We start from the raw sequence: 18,509 nt of genomic DNA on the forward strand, positions 1-18,509 counted from the left end.
TCGCTCGGATTGGGGATCCGGCGTCACTGCCGACACGGAAAACAACCCTCTTATCGGTCTCCCCAACCAGCACATCGTGGGCTTAACTTATGTGCCATGACCTCCCCCCGCTCCACCTATGGCGGCGGCTACTACTCCGCCTCCTTCCCGGACACTCCGATCTACGACTCGCTCGTGGCCGAGCGGGGCACCCCGCAGATCGCCCCGATCCGGGTCCCTCCCGCCTACGACACGGGCAGCAGCTTCAGCAACCTGCCCGCGCTGCCGGCGGCACTGCCCGCCCTCCCGGCGGGTCCCTCCCAGCCGGCCCCGGGCTACGGCTACCCGCAGCAGATGCAGCAGCCCGCGCCGCTGCAGCAGGCGCCCACGGCGTACATCCCCCAGCAGGCGACGGGACCGCGCGCCTACCCCGCGCAGCAGCCGCAGCCGCCCCGTCCGATGATGGGCGGCACGGGTTACGAGGCGATGCGCCCGGCGGCTCCGCGCCCCGCGCCGACGGCTCCGTACCAGGACCCGTACAACAACCAGCAACAGCAGCAGTACCGCGGCTACTGATCGGCACCCCCCGATGTCCGTGCGGCCTGGCACGATGGCGTCATGGGGATGGCCGAACTGCAGTCGATCCACGTTCACCCGGTCAAGGCGCTCCGGGGCTTCTCGCCCCGGGAGGCCGTCGTGGAGCCCTGGGGGCTGGCCGGTGACCGACGCTGGGTTCTGATCGACGACGGGGGAAAGGTCGTCACCCAGCGTTCAGAACCACGCCTCGCGCTGGCCGCTGCCGAGCTGCTGCCCGGTGGCGGCGTACGTCTGTGCGCGCCCGGGCGCACGCCCCTGACGGTGCCGGTCCCGGATCCGGGGGTCACGGTGCCCGTGGACATCTTCGGCACGAAGGTGGAGGCGGTCCTCGCCGCGGAGGCGGCCCATGCGTGGTGCGGCGCGTATCTGGAGGCCGACGTCCGCCTCGCCCACATGGACGCCCCCGCGACCCGCCGCCCGATCGACCCGGACCACGCGCTGCCGGGCGAGACCGTGAGCTTCGCCGACGGCTATCCCCTGCTGGTCACCACAGAGGCCTCGCTGGACGTCCTCAACTCCCTGATCGCGCAGGGCGAGCATGCCGCCGAGGGCCCGCTGCCCATGAACCGGTTCCGGCCGAACGTGGTCGTGCGCGGCACGCGGGCCTGGGCCGAGGACGACTGGAGACGGATCGCCATCGGCGAGGTCGAGTTCCGGGTCGCGAAGATGTGCGGGCGGTGCGTTGTGACCACGACCGACCAGATCACCGCCGAGCGCGGCAGGGAGCCGCTGCGGACGCTGGCACGGCACCGCAGGTTCGGCAACCAGCTGGTCTTCGGCCAGAACCTGGTACCGCGCTCCCCCGGCACGATCCGGGTGGGGGACCCGGTCCGGGTCCTCGACTGAGATTCCGGGGGCCGAACGGTGCCGGTGCCCTCGCGGTCCCGGCGGCCGAACGGTAGCGCCGGCCCGGCGTCCCCGGCCCGAGCCACCCACGCTCCGGCCAACGCCGCCCAGGGCCCCTGCCGTCGAGCCGCCACCATGCGATCCGCCCCAAACCCGAACCGTCGCCACCCGAGCCTTCGCCACCCGAGCCTTCGCCACCCGAGCTTCGCCGCCGGAACAGTCACCAGACCGTCTTCGTCCGGTCCCCCACTCCCCCGACCGCCTCCTCCCGGGCCGCCACCACCAGATCCCCTCCCGGCCGCCCAAAGCGGTTCGCCCCACCCGTCCTTGTCCGGGCCTCGTCCGCATCCCGGGTATCGACCGATCTCCACCGCCCGGCGGGAACCCAAGCCCGCGGCCCGGTCGTTGGGGTCGTGAGAAGGTCATGAGAGTCCCGGCCGGGGGTGATTTCGCTCTCTCTTCGGCCCGGGTCCCGGGTGAACGGACCGGGCGGGGGTTATCACGGAGCGGGAAGGGGGTGGTGGTCGGTGCGAGCGATCCGCGGCCTGTGGCGGTGGCGGCGCAATCCGCTGCGCCGCGCGACCGACCTGGTGGAGGCCTGGGTGGCCCTGGTGGCGCTGGTGCTGATCGTGGTGGCCGCGCCGGTGCTCGGCTCGTTCGTCGGCGCCGCCGCCCAGAGCACCCTGCAGCGCTCGGTCCGGCAGCAGCAGCACGACCGGCATCTCGTCATGGCCACGGTGGTGCGCAAGCTGGGCGGCGCCCCGGTGGAGCCCGACCCCGACGCCACCAGCGCCCACGACAACCGCAGCCGCGTCCTCGCCGACTGGACCGCGCCGGACGGCACCCGGCAGCACGGCCCGGTCCTGACGACTCTCAAATCCCCGCACAAGGGCGACCACTTCGACGTCTGGACGGACCGGCACGGCGTCATAACGGCCCGCCCGCTGGACACCGTGACGGCGACGACCCACGCGGTGCTGGCCGGGTTCGGCGCGGCCCTGCTCACCGCGGGACTGGTCGACAGCGCCAGGCGCATGATCGTCTGGCGTATGGTCCGTCGCAGGTACGCACGTTGGGACCAGGCCTGGGACCGGGCGGGCCCGGACTGGGGCAAGGCCGGCACGGGCAGCTGACGGCCTTCCGTCTCTGGTCAACCCACCACCTCGGCGCACGCTACGGTGGACCGGCCGAAGCGCATTCGGCATCGACCCGCGCGCGAGCGAACCACAGGGGCCGGGCACCGTCCGCGGTGGCGCCCCGAAGGCGAGCGAGCGATCTGTACGACGAGGTGGGGGCACGGCAACGCCATGGCACAGGGCACGGTCCAGGTGACGCACACCGGCACATCGAGGTGGCGGCGCCGCACAGGTGAGTACGCCTCGCTCGCCGCCGCCCTGGAGGCCGCCGCCGACGGCGACGTCCTCACGGTCGCGCCCGGCACCTACCGGGAGAACCTCGTCGTCCAGCGCGCAGTCACGCTGCGCGGCCCGGAGGGCTCGCCCGGCTCGGTGCGCATCGCCCCCGTGGACGGGGTCCCGCTGACCGTGCGGGCCTCGGCGGTCGTGCAGGACCTGCATGTCGAGGGCCAGGACGCGGCCGCGCCCGCGCTGCTGGTCGAGGAGGGCACTCCCGAGCTGCTGGACGTGCGGATCGTCACCCGGTCCGCCGCCGGGATCGAGGTGCGCGGCGGAGCCCGGCCCACCGTGCGGCGGTGCACCGTGGACAACCCGGCCGGCATCGGCATCGCCGTACTCGACGGCGGCGGCGGGGTGTTCGAGGAGTGCGAGGTCGTGGCGGCCGGTCAGGCGGGCGTGGCGGTGCGCGGCGGCGGTCACCCCCGGCTCGAGCGCTGCCGGGTGCACCACGCCTCGGGCACGGGCATGACGGCGACCGGGGAGAACTCCGCGCTGGAAGCGGTGGGTTGCGAGATCTACGAGGTGCGCGGCTCCGGTGTGCAGGTCACCGCGCGGGCGACGGCGCACCTCACCGACTGCGATGTGCACCGCACCACCGCCGACGGGGTCACGCTGGACACCGACGCGGTGCTGACCCTCGCGGACTGCCGTATCCACGACATCCCGGAGAACGCGGTCGACCTGCGCTCGCGTTCGGTGCTGACGCTGACACGGACGACCGTGCGTCAGTTCGGGCGCAACGGGCTGTCGGTGTGGGACCCGGGCACCCGGGTGGACGCCAACCAGTGCGAGATCTTCGACAGCACGGGCGACTATCCGGCGGTGTGGGTCAGCGACGGCGCCACCGTGGTCCTGGACTCCTGCCGGGTGCACGACGTGCCGGACGCCCTGTTCGTGCTGGACCGCGGCTCCCGCGCGGACGTCGTCGACAGCGACCTCTCCCAGGTGCGCAACACGGCGGTGTCGGTGAGCGACGGCGCCACCGCGCAGCTCGACGACTGCCGGATCCGGGACGCGGCCACCGGCGCCTGGTTCCGCGACCACGGCAGCGGCGGCACCCTCAACAACTGCACGGTGGACGGCACCCAGACCGGTGTGATCGTCACCAAGGGCGCCGACCCCACCATCGAGCGCTGCACCGTGGACTCCCCGGCCGAGGCGGGCTTCTACGTGTCGGCGGGCGGCCGCGGCACCTTCCAGAACTGCCGGGTCACCGGCAGCGGCGGCTACGGCTTCCACGTGATCGACGGCTGCCGTACGACGCTGCGCAAGTGCCGCACGGAGCGGTGCGCGCGCGGGGGTTACGAGTTCGCGGACGGCGGCCCGGACGCGGGCTCGGGCACCGGCCCGGTGGTGGAGGACTGCACCAGCGACGAGAGCGGCAGCCTGCGGCCGCCCGAGGCGCGCGAGACGGCCGTACAGACCTCGTACCAGTCCCCAGGCCTGCTGGGCGCGATCCCCGGCCAGCGCAGCACCGAACAGGAGCCTCTCCTCGCCCCCGTCGCGCCCGAGGAGCCGGCCCGGACCTCCAAGGCCGTGCTCGGTGAGCTCGACGCGCTGGTCGGCCTGGACAGCGTCAAGCGCGAGGTCCGTGCGCTGACCGACATGATCGAGGTCGGCCGGCGCCGTCAGCGGGCCGGTCTGAAGGCCGCCTCGGTCAAGCGGCACCTGGTGTTCACCGGCTCCCCCGGCACCGGCAAGACGACCGTCGCCCGGCTCTACGGCGAGATCCTCGCCTCCCTCGGGGTGCTGGAGAAGGGCCATCTGGTCGAGGTGTCCCGGGTCGACCTGGTCGGCGAGCACATCGGTTCCACGGCGATCCGCACCCAGGAGGCCTTCCAGCGGGCGCACGGCGGGGTGCTGTTCATCGACGAGGCGTACGCGCTGTCGCCGGAGGACGCCGGGCGGGACTTCGGCAAGGAGGCCATCGACACGCTGGTGAAGCTGATGGAGGACCACCGGGACGCCGTGGTGGTGATCGTCGCGGGCTACACGGAGGAGATGGAGCGCTTCCTTTCGGTCAACCCTGGTGTGGCGTCGCGTTTCTCGCGGACCATCACCTTCAGCGACTACGGCCCGGAGGAACTGCTGCGGATCGTGGAGCAGCAGGCCGACGAGCACGAGTACCGGCTGGCGCCGGGCGCGTCCGAGGCGCTGCTGACGTACTTCACGGTGCTCCCGAAGGGCCCCGCGTTCGGCAACGGCCGCACCGCCCGCCAGACTTTCGAGGCGATGGTGGAGCGGCACGCGAGCCGGGTCGCCCAGCTCGCCGACCCGACCACCGACGACCTCACCCTGCTGTACGCGCGGGACCTCCCCGAAGTCGCCTGATCAGCCGGCCTGTTGCGGCCGCTGTCCGGGCAGCTCCGGGCGCAGCCGGGCCAGCAGTCGCTTGCGTTCCTCGGCGAAGACCGGGTCCGCCTGGTAGTCGGAGTGGCCCAGGATGGGTGCGGGGAGCGGGTGGCCCGGGGTGCGCCCGTAGGCGAGCGGGTCCTTCAGCGGCGTGTGGTCGACCTGCGGGCCGTCGCCGTCGGGGATCCGCACGGGGCCGCCGATGGGGTCGGTGAGGCGGTAGAGGTTGCGCCAGCAGGCGACCTCGCGGTGCAGGGAGCCGAGTTCGGCGGGACCGAAGTGGGCCGGGAACCAACGGCCGTACAGCCGTTCCAGCGGGGAGCCGTACGTCAGCAGGGCGACCCGTCTGCGGACCGCCGGGGTCAGCTGCCAGGCCGCCGCGGCCGCGAGGACGCTGCCCTGGGAGTGGCCGGAGAGGACCAGCCGGCCGCCGGTGCGGCGGGTCCAGGTGTCCATCCGCCAGGTCAGGTCGGGGACCGCGCGCTCGGCGTAGCAGGGCGGGGCGAAGGGGTGGGCGGCGCGCGGCCAGAAGGTGCCGACGTCCCAGAGGATGCCGATGGTGCGGCGCGCGGAGGCGTCCTTGTAGGCGCGCCGGCCCCAGGTGACGAAGAGTATGAAGCCGAGCCCGACCAGCCAGGAGCCGAGCGCCTGGGAGGCCTCGGCCGCACCGTGCACCAGGGTGTGGGTCCGGCCGGCCGCCGCGTTCGGTGTCTCCCCGGTGGCCAGCGCGCCCACCAGCGCCCCGGCGCCCAGCACCAGCGTGGCGGCGCACAACACGGTGACGACCAGCGGCGTCCGGTCGGTGAGGACGGCCATGGCACGGACCCTGGCGATACGGCGGCTGCGGGCCGCGTCCTCCGGCTCCCCGGGGTGGCCGAGGTCGACGGCGGTGCGTTCCACGCGGCTGAGCCGCGAGGTGCGCCAGGACAGCCAGGCGACCGCGGCGAGCAGCACGCCGAGAACCGGCGGGATCACCGACGCCTGCCAGGTCAGCAGTACCGGAGGTCCGGCGATGGAGGTGCCGGTGCCGTCCAGCCAGTCGGATACCCGCTGGGCGACCCCGCCCGAGATCACTCCGCCCAGCGCGCAGGCGAGCAGCGCGACCGCGGGCCCGCCGAGGCCGCGGATCGCGGCGCGCGGATCGGGCAGCCGGCGGTGCAGGTCGTGGGCGACGACCGCGAGCACGATCACCAGCACGCCCTGGGCCAGCGCCAGACCGCCGAAGGTGGTGTCCCCGGCGAGCCGGCCCACGGAGTGCCACCCCGGTCGGGACCAGCAGGCGTACACCACCACGAGCAGCAGCAGCAGGGCCAGGGCGCCGAGCGGCAGGCGTCGTACGAGACGCCGGTCGAGTTCCTGGTCGAGGCGGTTCTCGCTGCGGCCGCGGCGGCAGACCACCCACACCGCGGCGAGGGCCCCGGCGGTCAGCGCACCGGTCAGCAGCCACCCGATCGTGTCCAGTACGGCGGTTCCGCCCCGCCTGCGGTCGAAGGAGGCCGCCGGTGCGAGGAGCGCGGCCGCGACGGTGAGCAGCCCCGCCGCGGTGTGGGCGGCGCGCAGCCGGGCGACCAGCCGGCGCCCGTACCAGAAGCCGGGGCTGCCGAGGGCGGTGTGGCCGGGCTCGGGGTCGTGGGCCGGCGGCCGGGTGGACTCGTAGGCGCTCCAGGTGCGGTGCGAGAGGTACCAGAGCAGGCCGGTCAGCGCGGCGGGCACCAGGGCGGCCAGCGCGAGCCGGCGTCCGGGTGCGCTCCACCAGCCGCCCGCGGAGCCGGCGGGTGACAGGAAGCCGAGCCAGGAGTGCCGGCCGGCGCAGGCGGTGACGCCCGCGCACTGCCAGGCGGCGAGGTCCAGGGCGACCTCGCAGGCGGCGGCGACCAGCAGCACCGTGAGGCTGAGCCCGGCGAGCCGGACCAGCAGGCCGTAGAAGCGCACGGTGCGCGGCCGGTCCTGGGCGGCGGGGCGCATCCAGTGGGCGAGGTTGACCACCATGAACGGCAGGAGCAGCAGCCACAGCGCGCGGGAGGCGTTTCCGGAGGTGAGGTTGCACCAGACGTACGCCTCGGGCACCGGCCGGTCGCGGTAGTCGCCGGGCCGGGACTCGGCGTCGACGTCCTCGGCACGGCGGAAGACGGCCGCGGTGTCGTCGCCGGTGATCCGCACCGTGCGCGGATCGTCGAGCATCTTCCCGGGCGTGGTGCCGCCGACGCCGTGGACCAGAAGCTCCAGGTCGATCTCCGGTGCGGCGGGCCGCTCGGCGGGGCCGCCGGCGGTGCGTTCCTGCGCGCGTTCCACTCTTCTCGCACATCCCCCGTGACGCGCCGATGGTCTGTGTCCGTGCGGGTTTCAGGATCGCCGATTCCGGTGTGACGCACACCACTCGCCACCGAATCTCCCCGTTGTGTGTGAAACCCAGTGCAACACGTGGTGACCAAATGACGTGTGTGGACCGACACAGGGAGTGGCGCAACCTGTGTGGTCCCGTGAAAGGATGGGGCGCCCGCGCACCGAAGCCGGATGGAATGTCCTGGTCGGGGCTGGTACGCAGGGCGTGTCGGACGGCTTGAGGCGAGAGGACCGGAGCGTACGTGAGCGAGAACCAGAACCTCCTCGCGGAGCAGCGCCGCGCCCTGATTCTGGACGAGGTCCGCCGCCGGGGCGGCGTACGGGTCAACGAGCTGACGCGCAAGCTCGGCGTGTCGGACATGACCGTACGCCGGGACCTGGACGCGCTGGCCCGGCAGGGTGTGCTGGAGAAGGTGCACGGCGGCGCGGTGCCGGTGGTCGAGGCGAGCACCCACGAGCCGGGGTTCGAGGCCAAGTCGGGGCTGGAGCTGACCGCCAAGGAGGACATCGCACAGGCCGCCGCCGAACTTGTCGTACCGGGCACGGCGATCGCGCTGTCCGGCGGTACGACGACGTACGCGCTGGCCCATCATCTCCTGGAGGTCCCCGACCTGACCGTGGTGACGAACTCGGTGCGGGTCGCGGACGTCTTCCACGCGGCGCAGCGCGTCTCCGGGCAGCGCCAGGGCGCGGCGACGGTGGTGCTGACCGGCGGGGTGCGCACCCCGTCCGACTCCCTCGTGGGCCCGGTGGCCGACCAGGCGATCGCGGCGCTCCACTTCGACCTGCTCTTCCTCGGCGTGCACGGCATATCGGTCGAGGCCGGCCTGTCCACACCGAACCTCGCGGAGGCGGAGACCAACCGCCGCCTGGTGCAGTCGGCCCGGCGGGTCGTGGTGGTCGCCGACCACACCAAGTGGGGCACGGTGGGCCTGAGTTCGTTCGCCAAGCTGGAGCAGGTCGACACGCTGGTCACCGATGCGGGCCTGCCGGCCTCGGCGCGTGCGGAGATCTCGGAGCATCTGCGCCGGCTGGTGGTGGCGGGCGAGACGGAGGCCTGATCGCGACGGCGGTGCAGACATCTGACAGGCCGCCAGTTATCGTGGCGAGGCCGGTCAACCGCCTTATCGGCCAAGGGGGTTCTCGTCCATGCCGCGTCGTCTGCGCCCCGTGGGGCTCGACTTCGTCGAGACCGCACCCGTACGTCTGGTCTTCGCGCAGGAGATGTCCGCGCCACCCGAGCGGGTCTTCCACGCGCTCAACGACGACGTGCCCGGCTGGGCGGAGTGGTTCGCCGCGGTGACCCACGCCGAGTCCGTCGACGACGGTGCCGGGCGTGACATCCGGCTCAAGGGCGGCGGGCATTTCCGCGAGACCGTCATCGCGGCCAAGGAGGCCGAGGTGTACGCCTACCGGGTTGACCTGACCAACGCGCCCGGCGCGCACGCCATCGCCGAGGAGTGGCGGCTCGTCCCGTCCGGCAGCGGCACCCGCGTCCAGTGGACCTTCGCCGTGGACGGCACGGCGCCGTTCCGCCTCGTGGTCAGGGCGGCACGCGCAGGGCTGGGCCGGGCCTTCCGGGGCGCGGTCAGCGAACTGGACCGGCGCCTTTCGCGATAGCGGCTCAGCCGCGCCACACTCCCGTCTCCAGCAGCGACTCGATCGCCGCCGTGTACGGCGCGATGTCCAGGCCCTGCTCGGCGAGCCAGCTGTCCGAGTAGTACTTGTCGAGGTAGCGGTCGCCCGGGTCGCACAGCAGTGCCACCACGCTCCCCTGCCGCCGCTCGGCCACCATCTCTGAGACGATCTTCAGGGCGCTCCACAGCCCGGTCCCGGTGGAACCCCCCGCCTTCCGCCCGATCGCCCGCTCCAGCGCCCGCACCGCGGCCACGCTGGCCGCGTCGGGCACCTTCATCATGCGGTCGATGGCCCCGGGCACGAAGCTCGGCTCCATCCGCGGCCGCCCGATGCCCTCGATCCGGGACCCGCAGTCGCACGTGACGTCCGGATCGCCGGTGGTCCAGCCCTCGAAGAAACAGGAGTTCTCGGGGTCGGCGACACAGATCCGGGTATCGCGCTGGGTGTAGTGGACATAGCGCGCGAGCGTCGCGGAAGTACCGCCGGTCCCCGCGGTGGCGACGATCCAGGCCGGCTCCGGGAACCGCTCCAACTCCAGCTGGCGGAAGATGGATTCGGCGATGTTGTTGTTGCCGCGCCAGTCCGTGGCCCGTTCGGCGTAGGTGAACTGGTCCATATAGTGGCCGCCGGTCTCCACCGCGAGGCGCGCGGACTCCTCGTACATTTTCCGGGAGTCGTCCACGAAGTGGCACTGCCCGCCGTGGAATTCGATGAGCCGGCACTTCTCGGCGCTGGTGGTGCGCGGCATGACGGCGATGAACGGCACGCCGATCAGCTTGGCGAAGTACGCCTCGGAGACGGCCGTCGAGCCGCTGGACGCCTCGATCACCGGGCGGCCCGGCCGGATCCAGCCATTGCACAGGCCGTAGAGGAAAAGCGAGCGGGCCAGCCGGTGCTTGAGGCTTCCGGTCGGATGCGTCGACTCGTCCTTGAGGTACAGGTCGATGCCCCAGGCCTCGGGCAGCGGGAAGCGCAGCAGGTGCGTGTCCGCCGAACGGTTCGCGTCCGCCTGGACCTTGCGGACTGCTTCTTTGAGCCAGTCGCGACCGGCGGCGTCGCTGCGGTCGACGTCGAGGGTGGCGCCGGTCCGGATCTGCGGGGTGGTGCTCACGGCGGGACTCCTTACGCTTCGCGCCGACGGCGTCCGAACGCGGCCGACGCACCGATCATAAACACCTTCCGCACGCTTCTCACCTGCATAAACGCATCTTTGGGCGTCTCAAAGGCACCCCTGGGGAACAGTGGCGAACAGTGGCGAGAACCCTTCGGGGGGCGCATTGCCGCGAGTGCTCCGAGCGCCCCCCGACCGGCGCTCCGTGCGTACTGGTGCTCCGCGCCGAGGGCGGGCAGACTGCCACCGGACGGGACGAACGTCTCGAACGGGGGCGCACACTGGATCACGACACGAGCCGGAGCGCGCCGGCCGGGGCCACAAGCTTCCGGACCGGTGCCCGAGGTACTCGAAAAGGGGCGGGGCAGAATGGCGGAGCCGGAGTTCACGGCGAAGGGCGTGCGGATCGACAAGCGGCTGCGTTCGCTCACCCGGGCCGGGCAGGTCCGGATAAGGGACGGCAGGCTGCAGCTGCTGACGAGCTACGGCAGCGAGATCGACAGCGCGCCCGTACAGGCGGTACGGGCCTCGAAGCCGTGGTTCGCGTCGGAGGACCGGGCCCTGGCCGACCTCAACGGCCAGCGCTACTCACTCACTCTGGGTGACCACGATCCGGCACCGGGCGAGCCCGGTCCGCCGGCGGCGCGTCGCTTCATCGAGGCGGTACGGCGGGCCGCCGGGCGGGACCGCTGAGGCGCACGGGCCTGCGGGGCGTGACCGCCGGGCCACGGCGAGTTGCGGGACCGTACACAGTGGGCCACGCTTGTCTCACGTCACTCTGGGTTTACCGGCGATAACGCTGCGAACCAGCCCGCCGGCCACGACAGCAGGCGGCCCCGTGGACGGCGGCGCCCTGCTGGATCCGTTCTCCGTGTTCTTCCGGACCTCACGTCGGGGAGTCGCAGCCGTGATCAAACACCCAAGCAGACACTGCTCGGTGGAGCTCCAAGCATTGCCCTCGCGGATCGGCCAGGTCCGCAGAATCGTATCTGCGCAGTTGCGCTACTGGCATCTCGACCCGTTGATCGACCGGGCCGCGCTCGGTGTGACGGAGTTGCTGACCAACGTCCACCGGCATGCCCAGCCCGACAAGAACTGCACCGTGGAGATCGAGCTCCAGCTCGACCGCCTCACGGTGTCGGTCCGTGACCACGATCCGCGCCTGCCGGTGGTCGAGGACGGCACGGAGATCGCGCCGATGGCCACCTGCGGCCGGGGGCTCGCGATGGTGGCCGCGGTCAGCGAGAGCTGGGGAGTACGGCCGCACGACGACGGCAAGGTCGTGTGGTTCACCCTGCCCGCGCCGGCGGCCACACCGAAGACGGCTCGCCCGCAGCGCCGCGCCGACGAACCGGCACCCCGCCGGATCGCCGAACCGGAACCCGCGACCGCCGGGGCGCCCACGCCCGCGCATGCGACCGCCGGCGTCCCGGCCACCGCACACGCGACCGCCGCTGTCCCCGGTGCCGCACACGCTCCCGCCCGCTCGGCTGTCGCCAGTTGAGCGGGCGGTGAGTCTCCTCGCCGAGTCTCAGCTCCGGCACTGGCGCCTCATGCCGCACCGCCCTTGCCGATACGGCCGAACTGCTCCTCCAGGACGGACAGCCTGCGCCAGTACTCGTCCTCGTCGATCTCGCCGGAGGCGAAGCGGCGGCCGAGGACCGCGAGCGGCGAGTCGCCGGACGGACGCCCCGCGTCCGTCGGACGCCAGGGTCCGCCGCGGCCGCGCCATGCGGTGCGGCGCAGGAACGTGCCGACGCCGAGCACGACGGCCGCCCAGATCAGCGGGAAGAACAGGATCCACGGGCCGGGCCCGCCGTCCCAGTTCGCCAGGGTCTGCATATCGGTTCAACTCCCCAGGGTCTCGTTGTGATGCACCGAGACTGACCGCCGGGAGGGGTCCGGGTCGTCGTGCGGCCGACGGCAGTGGCCGTACCTCCCGGGGAGTACAGGACGGTTGGAGTCCTGCTCCCGAAAGGACTGGCATTCTGTAACTACTAGTATGTACAGTCGCTGCATGAGCACGTCGGAGCGGTTGATCGAGTCCACCCGTGAGCTGATGTGGGAGCGCGGTTACGTCGGCACCAGCCCCAAGGCCATCCTGGAGCGCGCGGGCGCCGGCCAGGGCAGCATGTACCACCACTTCAAGGGCAAGCCGGACCTGGCGCTGGCCGCGATCCGGCGGACCGCCGAGGAGCTGCTGGCCACCGCCGAGGCCGTGCTCACCGGGCCGGGCACGCCGTACGAGCGGATCGAGGCGTATCTGCGGCGCGAGCGCGACGTGCTGCGCGGCTGCCCGGTCGGGCGGCTGACGATGGACCCGGACATCATCGCGAGCGACGCATTGCGCGCGCCGGTCGACGAGACGCTCGACCGGATCCAGGAGCTGATCGCCGGGATCGTCGAAGAGGGCAAGGAGCTAGGGCAGTTCGGGCCCCGGGTGGACGGCGAGGAGATCGCCGCGACCGTGCTCGCGACCGTGCAGGGCGGCTATGTGCTCGCCCGGGCGTCCGGTTCCCCCGCCGCGTTCGACGCCGGCGTTCGCGGACTGCTGTCCCTGCTGAGGAGCTGACATACGTGCACATCACCAGGAAGCGCCCGGACACCCTGCAGGGCCCGGCGGAGAACTTCACCGGCACGGTGTGGCTGGACGAGATCGCCGCGCCCGTCGCACCGTCCCGGCTGCGCATGTTCAACGTCCATTTCGCGCCCGGCGCCCACACCGCCTGGCACCGGCATCCGCACGGCCAGGTGCTGCACGTCCTTGAGGGTGAGGGGCTGGTGCAGCGCAGGGGTGGCGAGGCCGAGACGATCCGCGCGGGCGACACGGTGTGGATCGAGCCGGGTGAGTGGCACTGGCACGGTGCCGCGCCGCGCAGCTTCATGACGCATCTCGCGGTCGTGGAGGCCGCCGAGGACGGCACGACCATCGAGTGGCATGAGCACGTGACCGACTACCCGGCCTGAGAAGGGACGAGCGCCATGCACGCCATGCAGTACGAGTTCACCCTGCCCGCGGACTACGACATGGGCGTCATCCGCGCCCGCGTCGCCCGCGTCGGGCATCTGCTGGACGACTGGGACGGCCTCGGCGTCAAGACCTACCTCATGCGCGAGCGAGGACTTCACGGCTCGCCGGTGAACCAGTACGGGCCGTTCTACCTCTGGAACACCGTGGCGGGCATGAACGGCTTCCTCTGGGGAGGCGCTTTCCAGGGGCCGGTCGACGACTTCGGGCGGCCGCGGATACGGCAGTGGACGGGCCTGGCCTTCGAGGAGGGCACTGCCGCCGGCTCCCCTGCCGCGTTCGCGGTGCGACGGCGGCAACCGGTGCCGGACGGTGTCGAGTTGGCCGCCTTCATGGCGGACGCGGCGGACGGGACAGCGCGGCTGGCCGCCGCGGACGGTGCCGTGCTGGCGGCGTCCGCCGTGGACACGGGCGCCTGGGAGCTGGTCCACTTCTCGCTCTGGGAGCACGACGCGCCCAAGGCCGAGGGCGATGTCTTCCAGGTACTGCACCTGTCGGAGCCGGGGCGCGGGGCGCTGCCGCGCGGGCGGCAGTGGTGAGCGCAGCGGTGGGCAAAGTCCGTACGGTCCTCGGTGACATCCGGCCCGCGGACCTGGGTGTCTGCGACGCGCACGACCACCTCTTCCTCCGCAGCCCCCGGCTGCCGGGGCGGGAACTGAACGACGCGAGCGCCGCACGGGCCGAGCTGGAGGCGTTCCGGGCTGCGGGCGGGTCGGCCGTCGTGCAGTGGACGCCGTACGGGATGGGACGGCGGGCCGCCGATCTGCCGCTGCTGTCCCGGGCCGCCGGTGTGCACGTGGTCTGCGCGACGGGACTGCACCAGGCGGCGCACTACACCCCGGAGTTGCTCGACGGGCTACGCGGGCGGCTCGCCGAGGTCTTCGTCTCCGAACTGACCGAGGGCATCGGGACGTCCGGGGTGCGCGCCGGTCTGGTCAAGGTGGCGGGCGGCTTCCACCACCTCGACGCACACGCCCGCCGGACGATGACCGCGGCGGCCGAGGCCCACCACGCGACGGGCGCGCCGATCGCCGTCCATCTGGAGCTGGGCACCGGCGCGCTCGACGTACTCGACCTGCTCTGCGGTGAGTTGGGCGTCCCCGGCGACCGGGTGATCCTCGGCCACCTCAACCGCTCCCCCGACCTCGTCGTGCAGCGGCAGGCTGCCGCCGCCGGCTGCTGGCTGGCCTTCGACGGACCGTCCCGGGCCAACCACGCCACCGACTGGCGGATGCCGGAGGCCGTACTGGCCCTGGCCGAGGCCGGGTTCGGGGACCGGCTGCTGCTCGGCGGGGACACCGTGGTGGCGGGGGCCCGGTCAGTGGACGGCGGACCCGGGATGCCGTACCTGCTTCGGCGGGTGCGGCCGCGACTGGTGGCCGAGCTGGGTGCGGAGCACGTCGAACGTATCCTCACCGGCAACCCGGCCCGGGCCTTCGCCGTCGACTGGCGCTGACCCGTTCAGGCCACCGAGATGTCCACCGACGGGCGGAGCTTCGCGGCGGCGGCCAGCGCCTCGTGGGCCGGGTGGGTGCCGAAGGCGGTCAACAGGTCCTGGTCCGCGGGGAGTTCCGCCGCCGGGTAGGCGATCTGCTCGAAGGCCGCCAGGAAGCGCGGGCCCCAGCGGCGGGTGCCGAGACGGGCCGTGCGGGAGCAGTTGTCGACCATGTACGCCACATCGCGGGCGTGCATGTAGGGCAGCAGCGAGTCGACCGCCTCGATGACAGACTCGTTGACGATCTCCGACCAGGGGTGGCCGCGCTCGGCGAACTCGTCGACCTGCGCCATCATCGTGGCCACGAACACCCCGGCGGTGAACGGCTCGACGGCCGGCTCCCGTTCGGCCCGCCGGGCCCGCACCCGCTCCCCCGCCGCCCACATCGGCGAACCACCGATCCGGCTCATCTCCCGCTTCCCGAGCCGCCGTTCGGCCAGGATCACACTGCGCAGCTCGGTGCCGTCGGCGACCTCGTCGTAGATCTCGGCGACGAGCTCGCGGGCCGGCCCGTACGTCGCCGTGTACGCCCGGTCGAAGACCTCGCGCCCGGCCGGGTCGAGGTCCTCGCGGACGGCCCGCAGCCCCGCCCGGGAGATGGTCCGGGCGATGGGCCCGGTCACGTTCTCGCAGGACCGCTCGTACGCCGTCACCTCGTCGTCCCCGGCGAGCCGGTAGTGGCTGTACAGGCTCTCGACGATGCCGTGCACGGCGCCGAGCAGGATGGCGCGTTCGCCGACGATGTCCGAGCGGTACTCGCTCTCGAGCGTGGTGCGGAAGGTGTACGGCGCGCCGAGCGCGACCGACCAGCCGAGGGCGAGGTCGGTGGCCCGGCCGTCCGGGTCTGCGTGCACGGCGAAACTGCTGTTGATCCCGGCGCCGTTGATCTCGGCGCCCTGTTCGTAGAGGCGGCGCACGGAGTCGCCCATGCCCTTGGGGCAGACGGCGATCACGCCGTGGCCGGCCGGGAAGTCGCCGCCGGTCTCCCGCAGATGGCCCAGCAGGAAGCCGTGCGAGAGGCCGATGACCGCGCCGGGCTTGAGCGCGGCGAAGATCTTCTGGTGGTGGGTGGCGAGGGCTGCGTCGGCGATCAGCAGGAGGAGCAGGTCGCTGTCGGCGGCGACGGCGAGCCAGTCGCCGAGGGTGCCGTTCTCCTCGGTGAAGCCGTGCTCGCGGGCGTCGGCGGCCGAGGCGGAGCCGGGGCGCAGGCCCACGGTGACGGTGATGTCGGTGTCGGCGAGGGAGTCGCGCAGGTTGCGGGCCTGGGCGCGGCCCTGCGGGCCCCAGCCGAGGACGCCGATCCGGCCGACCCCGGCGAACGCCTGGGGCAGCAGGGGGAAGAGGTGCCGTCCGCCGCGCAGGATGGTCTCCGTGCCGCCGGGCACGTCCATGGTTTCGAGTGCGAAGACACCGGAGGTGTAGGTGGTCGTCGAGGTCATGGTCGAGTTGTAGGCTCCGGGCGGACGTTGCGGCAAGCGCAACTTTCGCAGCGGTCTGTTGCGGATCATGAAAGGGACTGGTCACCGGGTGCGGGACGATCATCGGGGGCTGCGGCTCTTCCTCCATCTCGCGCAGTCCCTGAACTTCGGGCGGACCAGCCTGGACTGCCACGTCAGCCCGGCGACGCTGACCCGGACCGTGCAGCGGCTGGAGGCGGAGCTGGGCCACCGGCTGTTCGACCGGGGCCCGCGCGGGGTGTCCCTGACGGCGGAGGGCCAGCGCTTCCGTGAATACGCCGTGCAGGCACTGGAGTTGTGGCAGTCCTACCGCGACGAGCGACCCGACCCGGCCGAACTCACCGGCAAACTTGCGGTGTTCGCCACCGTGACCGCCTGCCAGGCGCTGCTGCCCGACCTGTTGGCGCCGTTCCGTACGGCGCACCCCCAGGTACGGCTGGATCTGCGCACCGGGGACGCGGCGGCCGCGATGGCCAGGCTCGACGAGGGCGAGGCCGACGTGGCCGTGGCCGGGATCCCGGCGCGGCTGCCGGAACCGCTGGTCGGCCGGACCGTCACGGTCACCGACCTGGTCCTGGTCACCGCGCGCGACCGCCCGGACCCCGGCCTGGACGGCCCGTTCGTGCTCCCCCAGCGCGGTCTGGTGCGCGAGGCGGCCGACCGCTGGTTGCGGGCGCGGGGGCGGCCCGTGGACGTCGCCTGCGAACCGGACGGCCACGAGGCCCTGTTGGCCCTGGTCGCCCTGGGCTGCGGCACGGGGGTGGTCCCCCGGCTGGTCCTGGAACACAGCGGGGTGCGGGACCGGATCGCGGTGCTGCCGGCCGACCCCGCGCCGGAGCCGTTCCCGATCGGCCTGTGCGTACGCCGGTCCGACCTCAGGCGGCCGCTGGTGGCGGCGCTGTGGAGCCTGACGGCGCAGTGGTAGGCGGGCAGCGGTGGGCCGTTGCGGTGACAGGCCGTTACCGAAGCGCGGCCAGCGGGTCGTCCAGCACCGGCTGCCAGGCCAACTCTGCCGCCCCCACCAGGCTGTTGTGGCTCAGCGTGCACGGCAGGATCGGCACACTGCCGCTCTGGCCCCACAGACTCCGGTCGGCGACCACGGCACGCAGCCGCTCCGGATCGGCGTCCAGGAGGGTGCGGTGCAGGCCGCCGAGGATGATGCGGTCGGGGTTGAGGATGTTGACGAGCCCCGCCAGGCCGAGGCCGAGCCGGTCGATCAGGGCCGAGGTGGCCCTGCGGACGGTCGGGTCGGCGTAGTGGTCGCGGATCAGGTCCTCGGCCTGCCGGAGCAGCGACACCTCGGGGCCGGGCTCGCGGCCCGCCTCGATCAGCAGCGCCAGCGGATCGGCCTCCACATCCAGGCAGCCCCGGCTGCCGCAGTGGCAGGGGCGGCCCTCGGGGTTCACGGCTAGGTGGCCGACCTCCAGGGCGAGGCCCGAACTCCCGGTGTGCAGACGGCCGTCCAGAACCAGCGCGCCGCCGACGCCCCGGTGCCCGGTGGCCACGCACAGCAGGTCCCGGGCGCCCCGGCCCGCGCCGTGCCGGTGCTCGGCCAGCGCGGCCAGGTTCACGTCGTTGCCCGCGAACGCCGGGCCGGTGATCCCGGCCGCCCGCACGCACTCCGCGAAGATCCGGCGCACGGGCGCCCCCACCGGCCAGGCCAGGTGGAGGGGGTTGAGGGCCAGGCCCTCCGGTTCCGCGACGGCGGACGGCACGGCGAGGCCGGCGCCGACACAGCGGAGGCCGGTGGTGCGCAGGAGGTCGGCACCGGCCTCGACCACCGAGCCGAGCACCTTCGCCGGGTCGGCGTCGACCGCCTCGCAGCCGGGCGCGGTCGCGACGATCCGGCCGCCCAGACCGACCAGCGCCGCACGGAACCCGTCGGCGTGGACCTGCGCGGCGAGCGCGACGGGACCGTTCCCGGCGACCTCGAGCCGGTGCGAGGGGCGGCCCTGCGACCCGGCGGCCGCGCCCGGGTGGGCATCGACGCTGATCAGGCCGAGCGCCTCCAGTTCGGCGGCGACGGCACCGGCCGTGGCCCGGGTGACGCCGAGCTCAGCGGTGAGCACCGCGCGGGTGGGGGCGCGGCCGGTGTGCACGAGTTCCAGTGCGGGGCCGAGTGCGCCGCGTCCTCGGTCCAACCGGGGTTTCGAGGTTCCGTTCCCCGTCGGGCCGGGGGCCGCCTTTCCGCTCATGAGAGGGAGTCTGCCATGATCCGTAGTCCTGAACGGTGCCGGTACGTTGTGGC

18 protein-coding genes are annotated in these 18,509 nt (G+C 73.0%); 13 read left to right on the forward strand and 5 right to left on the reverse strand.

The features are described 5' to 3' along the window. The first annotated feature begins 96 nt into the window (after positions 1-96). From KVT45_RS02715 to KVT45_RS02730, 4 genes are all read left to right on the forward strand, one after another. The gene (locus KVT45_RS02715; RefSeq protein ID WP_217544797.1) at positions 97-555 is read left to right on the forward strand and encodes a DUF6643 family protein; all 459 of its coding nucleotides are present in this window, start codon (positions 97-99) and stop codon (positions 553-555) included. A 42-nt stretch (positions 556-597) separates the two neighbouring features. Then, positions 598-1,422, forward strand: coding sequence for an MOSC domain-containing protein (locus tag KVT45_RS02720; RefSeq protein WP_217544798.1), 825 nt, complete (start codon positions 598-600; stop codon positions 1,420-1,422). Between the two features lie 527 nt (positions 1,423-1,949). Beyond that, the gene (locus KVT45_RS02725; protein WP_217544799.1) at positions 1,950-2,555 is read left to right on the forward strand and encodes a hypothetical protein; all 606 of its coding nucleotides are present in this window, start codon (positions 1,950-1,952) and stop codon (positions 2,553-2,555) included. A gap of 174 nt (positions 2,556-2,729) precedes the next feature. Beyond that, the gene (locus tag KVT45_RS02730; protein WP_217544800.1) at positions 2,730-5,168 is read left to right on the forward strand and encodes a right-handed parallel beta-helix repeat-containing protein; all 2,439 of its coding nucleotides are present in this window, start codon (positions 2,730-2,732) and stop codon (positions 5,166-5,168) included. Here the strand turns inward: KVT45_RS02730 and KVT45_RS02735 are convergent, their stop codons facing one another. Then, positions 5,169-7,481 carry a hypothetical protein gene (locus KVT45_RS02735; RefSeq protein WP_217544801.1) on the reverse strand — a complete coding sequence of 771 codons (2,313 nt, stop codon included), beginning with the start codon at positions 7,479-7,481 and terminating at the stop codon, positions 5,169-5,171. A gap of 293 nt (positions 7,482-7,774) precedes the next feature. Between KVT45_RS02735 and KVT45_RS02740 the strand changes: the two genes are divergently transcribed. Further along, positions 7,775-8,593: a DeoR/GlpR family DNA-binding transcription regulator gene (locus KVT45_RS02740; protein ID WP_217544802.1), complete on the forward strand. Its 819-nt coding sequence runs from the start codon at positions 7,775-7,777 to the stop codon at positions 8,591-8,593. Positions 8,594-8,681: 88 nt separating this feature from the next. Beyond that, positions 8,682-9,152, forward strand: a complete 471-nt coding sequence (locus KVT45_RS02745) for an SRPBCC family protein (RefSeq protein WP_217544803.1) — start codon at positions 8,682-8,684, stop codon at positions 9,150-9,152. 4 nt (positions 9,153-9,156) lie between these two features. Here KVT45_RS02745 and KVT45_RS02750 read toward each other — a convergent pair whose 3' ends face one another. After that, positions 9,157-10,281 carry a PLP-dependent cysteine synthase family protein gene (locus KVT45_RS02750; protein ID WP_217544804.1) on the reverse strand — a complete coding sequence of 375 codons (1,125 nt, stop codon included), beginning with the start codon at positions 10,279-10,281 and terminating at the stop codon, positions 9,157-9,159. 369 nt (positions 10,282-10,650) lie between these two features. Between KVT45_RS02750 and KVT45_RS02755 the strand changes: the two genes are divergently transcribed. Both KVT45_RS02755 and KVT45_RS02760 read left to right on the forward strand, forming a co-directional pair. Next, entirely contained in the window at positions 10,651-10,974 is a 324-nt protein-coding gene (locus tag KVT45_RS02755) for a hypothetical protein (protein ID WP_217544805.1), read from the forward strand. Between the two features lie 214 nt (positions 10,975-11,188). Next, positions 11,189-11,785, forward strand: a complete 597-nt coding sequence (locus tag KVT45_RS02760; RefSeq protein ID WP_217544806.1) for an ATP-binding protein — start codon at positions 11,189-11,191, stop codon at positions 11,783-11,785. A gap of 47 nt (positions 11,786-11,832) precedes the next feature. On the opposite strand, the gene KVT45_RS02765 is transcribed toward KVT45_RS02760, so the two are convergent. Beyond that, entirely contained in the window at positions 11,833-12,123 is a 291-nt protein-coding gene (locus KVT45_RS02765; protein WP_217544807.1) for an SHOCT domain-containing protein, read from the reverse strand. Between the two features lie 160 nt (positions 12,124-12,283). Between KVT45_RS02765 and KVT45_RS02770 the strand changes: the two genes are divergently transcribed. From KVT45_RS02770 to KVT45_RS02785, 4 genes are read left to right on the forward strand one after another with little or no spacing between them, the layout of a single operon-like run. Next, the gene (locus KVT45_RS02770; RefSeq protein WP_217544808.1) at positions 12,284-12,853 is read left to right on the forward strand and encodes a TetR/AcrR family transcriptional regulator; all 570 of its coding nucleotides are present in this window, start codon (positions 12,284-12,286) and stop codon (positions 12,851-12,853) included. A gap of 5 nt (positions 12,854-12,858) precedes the next feature. Further along, entirely contained in the window at positions 12,859-13,248 is a 390-nt protein-coding gene (locus tag KVT45_RS02775; RefSeq protein ID WP_217544809.1) for a cupin domain-containing protein, read from the forward strand. 15 nt (positions 13,249-13,263) lie between these two features. Further along, a complete protein-coding gene (locus KVT45_RS02780) occupies positions 13,264-13,848 on the forward strand; it encodes a DUF4865 family protein (protein WP_217544810.1) in 585 nt (194 codons plus the stop codon). Positions 13,849-13,856: 8 nt separating this feature from the next. Continuing rightward, the gene (locus KVT45_RS02785) at positions 13,857-14,765 is read left to right on the forward strand and encodes a phosphotriesterase (protein ID WP_217544811.1); all 909 of its coding nucleotides are present in this window, start codon (positions 13,857-13,859) and stop codon (positions 14,763-14,765) included. 5 nt (positions 14,766-14,770) lie between these two features. On the opposite strand, the gene KVT45_RS02790 is transcribed toward KVT45_RS02785, so the two are convergent. Next, positions 14,771-16,243 (reverse strand): ketol-acid reductoisomerase, encoded by a 1,473-nt coding sequence (locus KVT45_RS02790; protein WP_217544812.1) that lies wholly within the window; start codon positions 16,241-16,243, stop codon positions 14,771-14,773. An 88-nt stretch (positions 16,244-16,331) separates the two neighbouring features. Here KVT45_RS02790 and ilvY point away from each other — a divergent pair, with 88 nt between their 5' ends. After that, positions 16,332-17,186 (forward strand): HTH-type transcriptional activator IlvY, encoded by an 855-nt coding sequence (ilvY, locus tag KVT45_RS02795; protein WP_217544882.1) that lies wholly within the window; start codon positions 16,332-16,334, stop codon positions 17,184-17,186. Positions 17,187-17,220: 34 nt separating this feature from the next. Here the strand turns inward: ilvY and KVT45_RS02800 are convergent, their stop codons facing one another. Then, complete coding sequence (locus tag KVT45_RS02800) at positions 17,221-18,456, reverse strand: ROK family protein (RefSeq protein WP_217544813.1); 1,236 nt, start codon at positions 18,454-18,456, stop codon at positions 17,221-17,223. Positions 18,457-18,509: the final 53 nt, after the last annotated feature.

It is taken from the genome of Streptomyces sp. GbtcB6 (genome assembly GCF_019091475.1).
Lineage (GTDB): Bacteria > Actinomycetota > Actinomycetes > Streptomycetales > Streptomycetaceae > Streptomyces > Streptomyces hyaluromycini.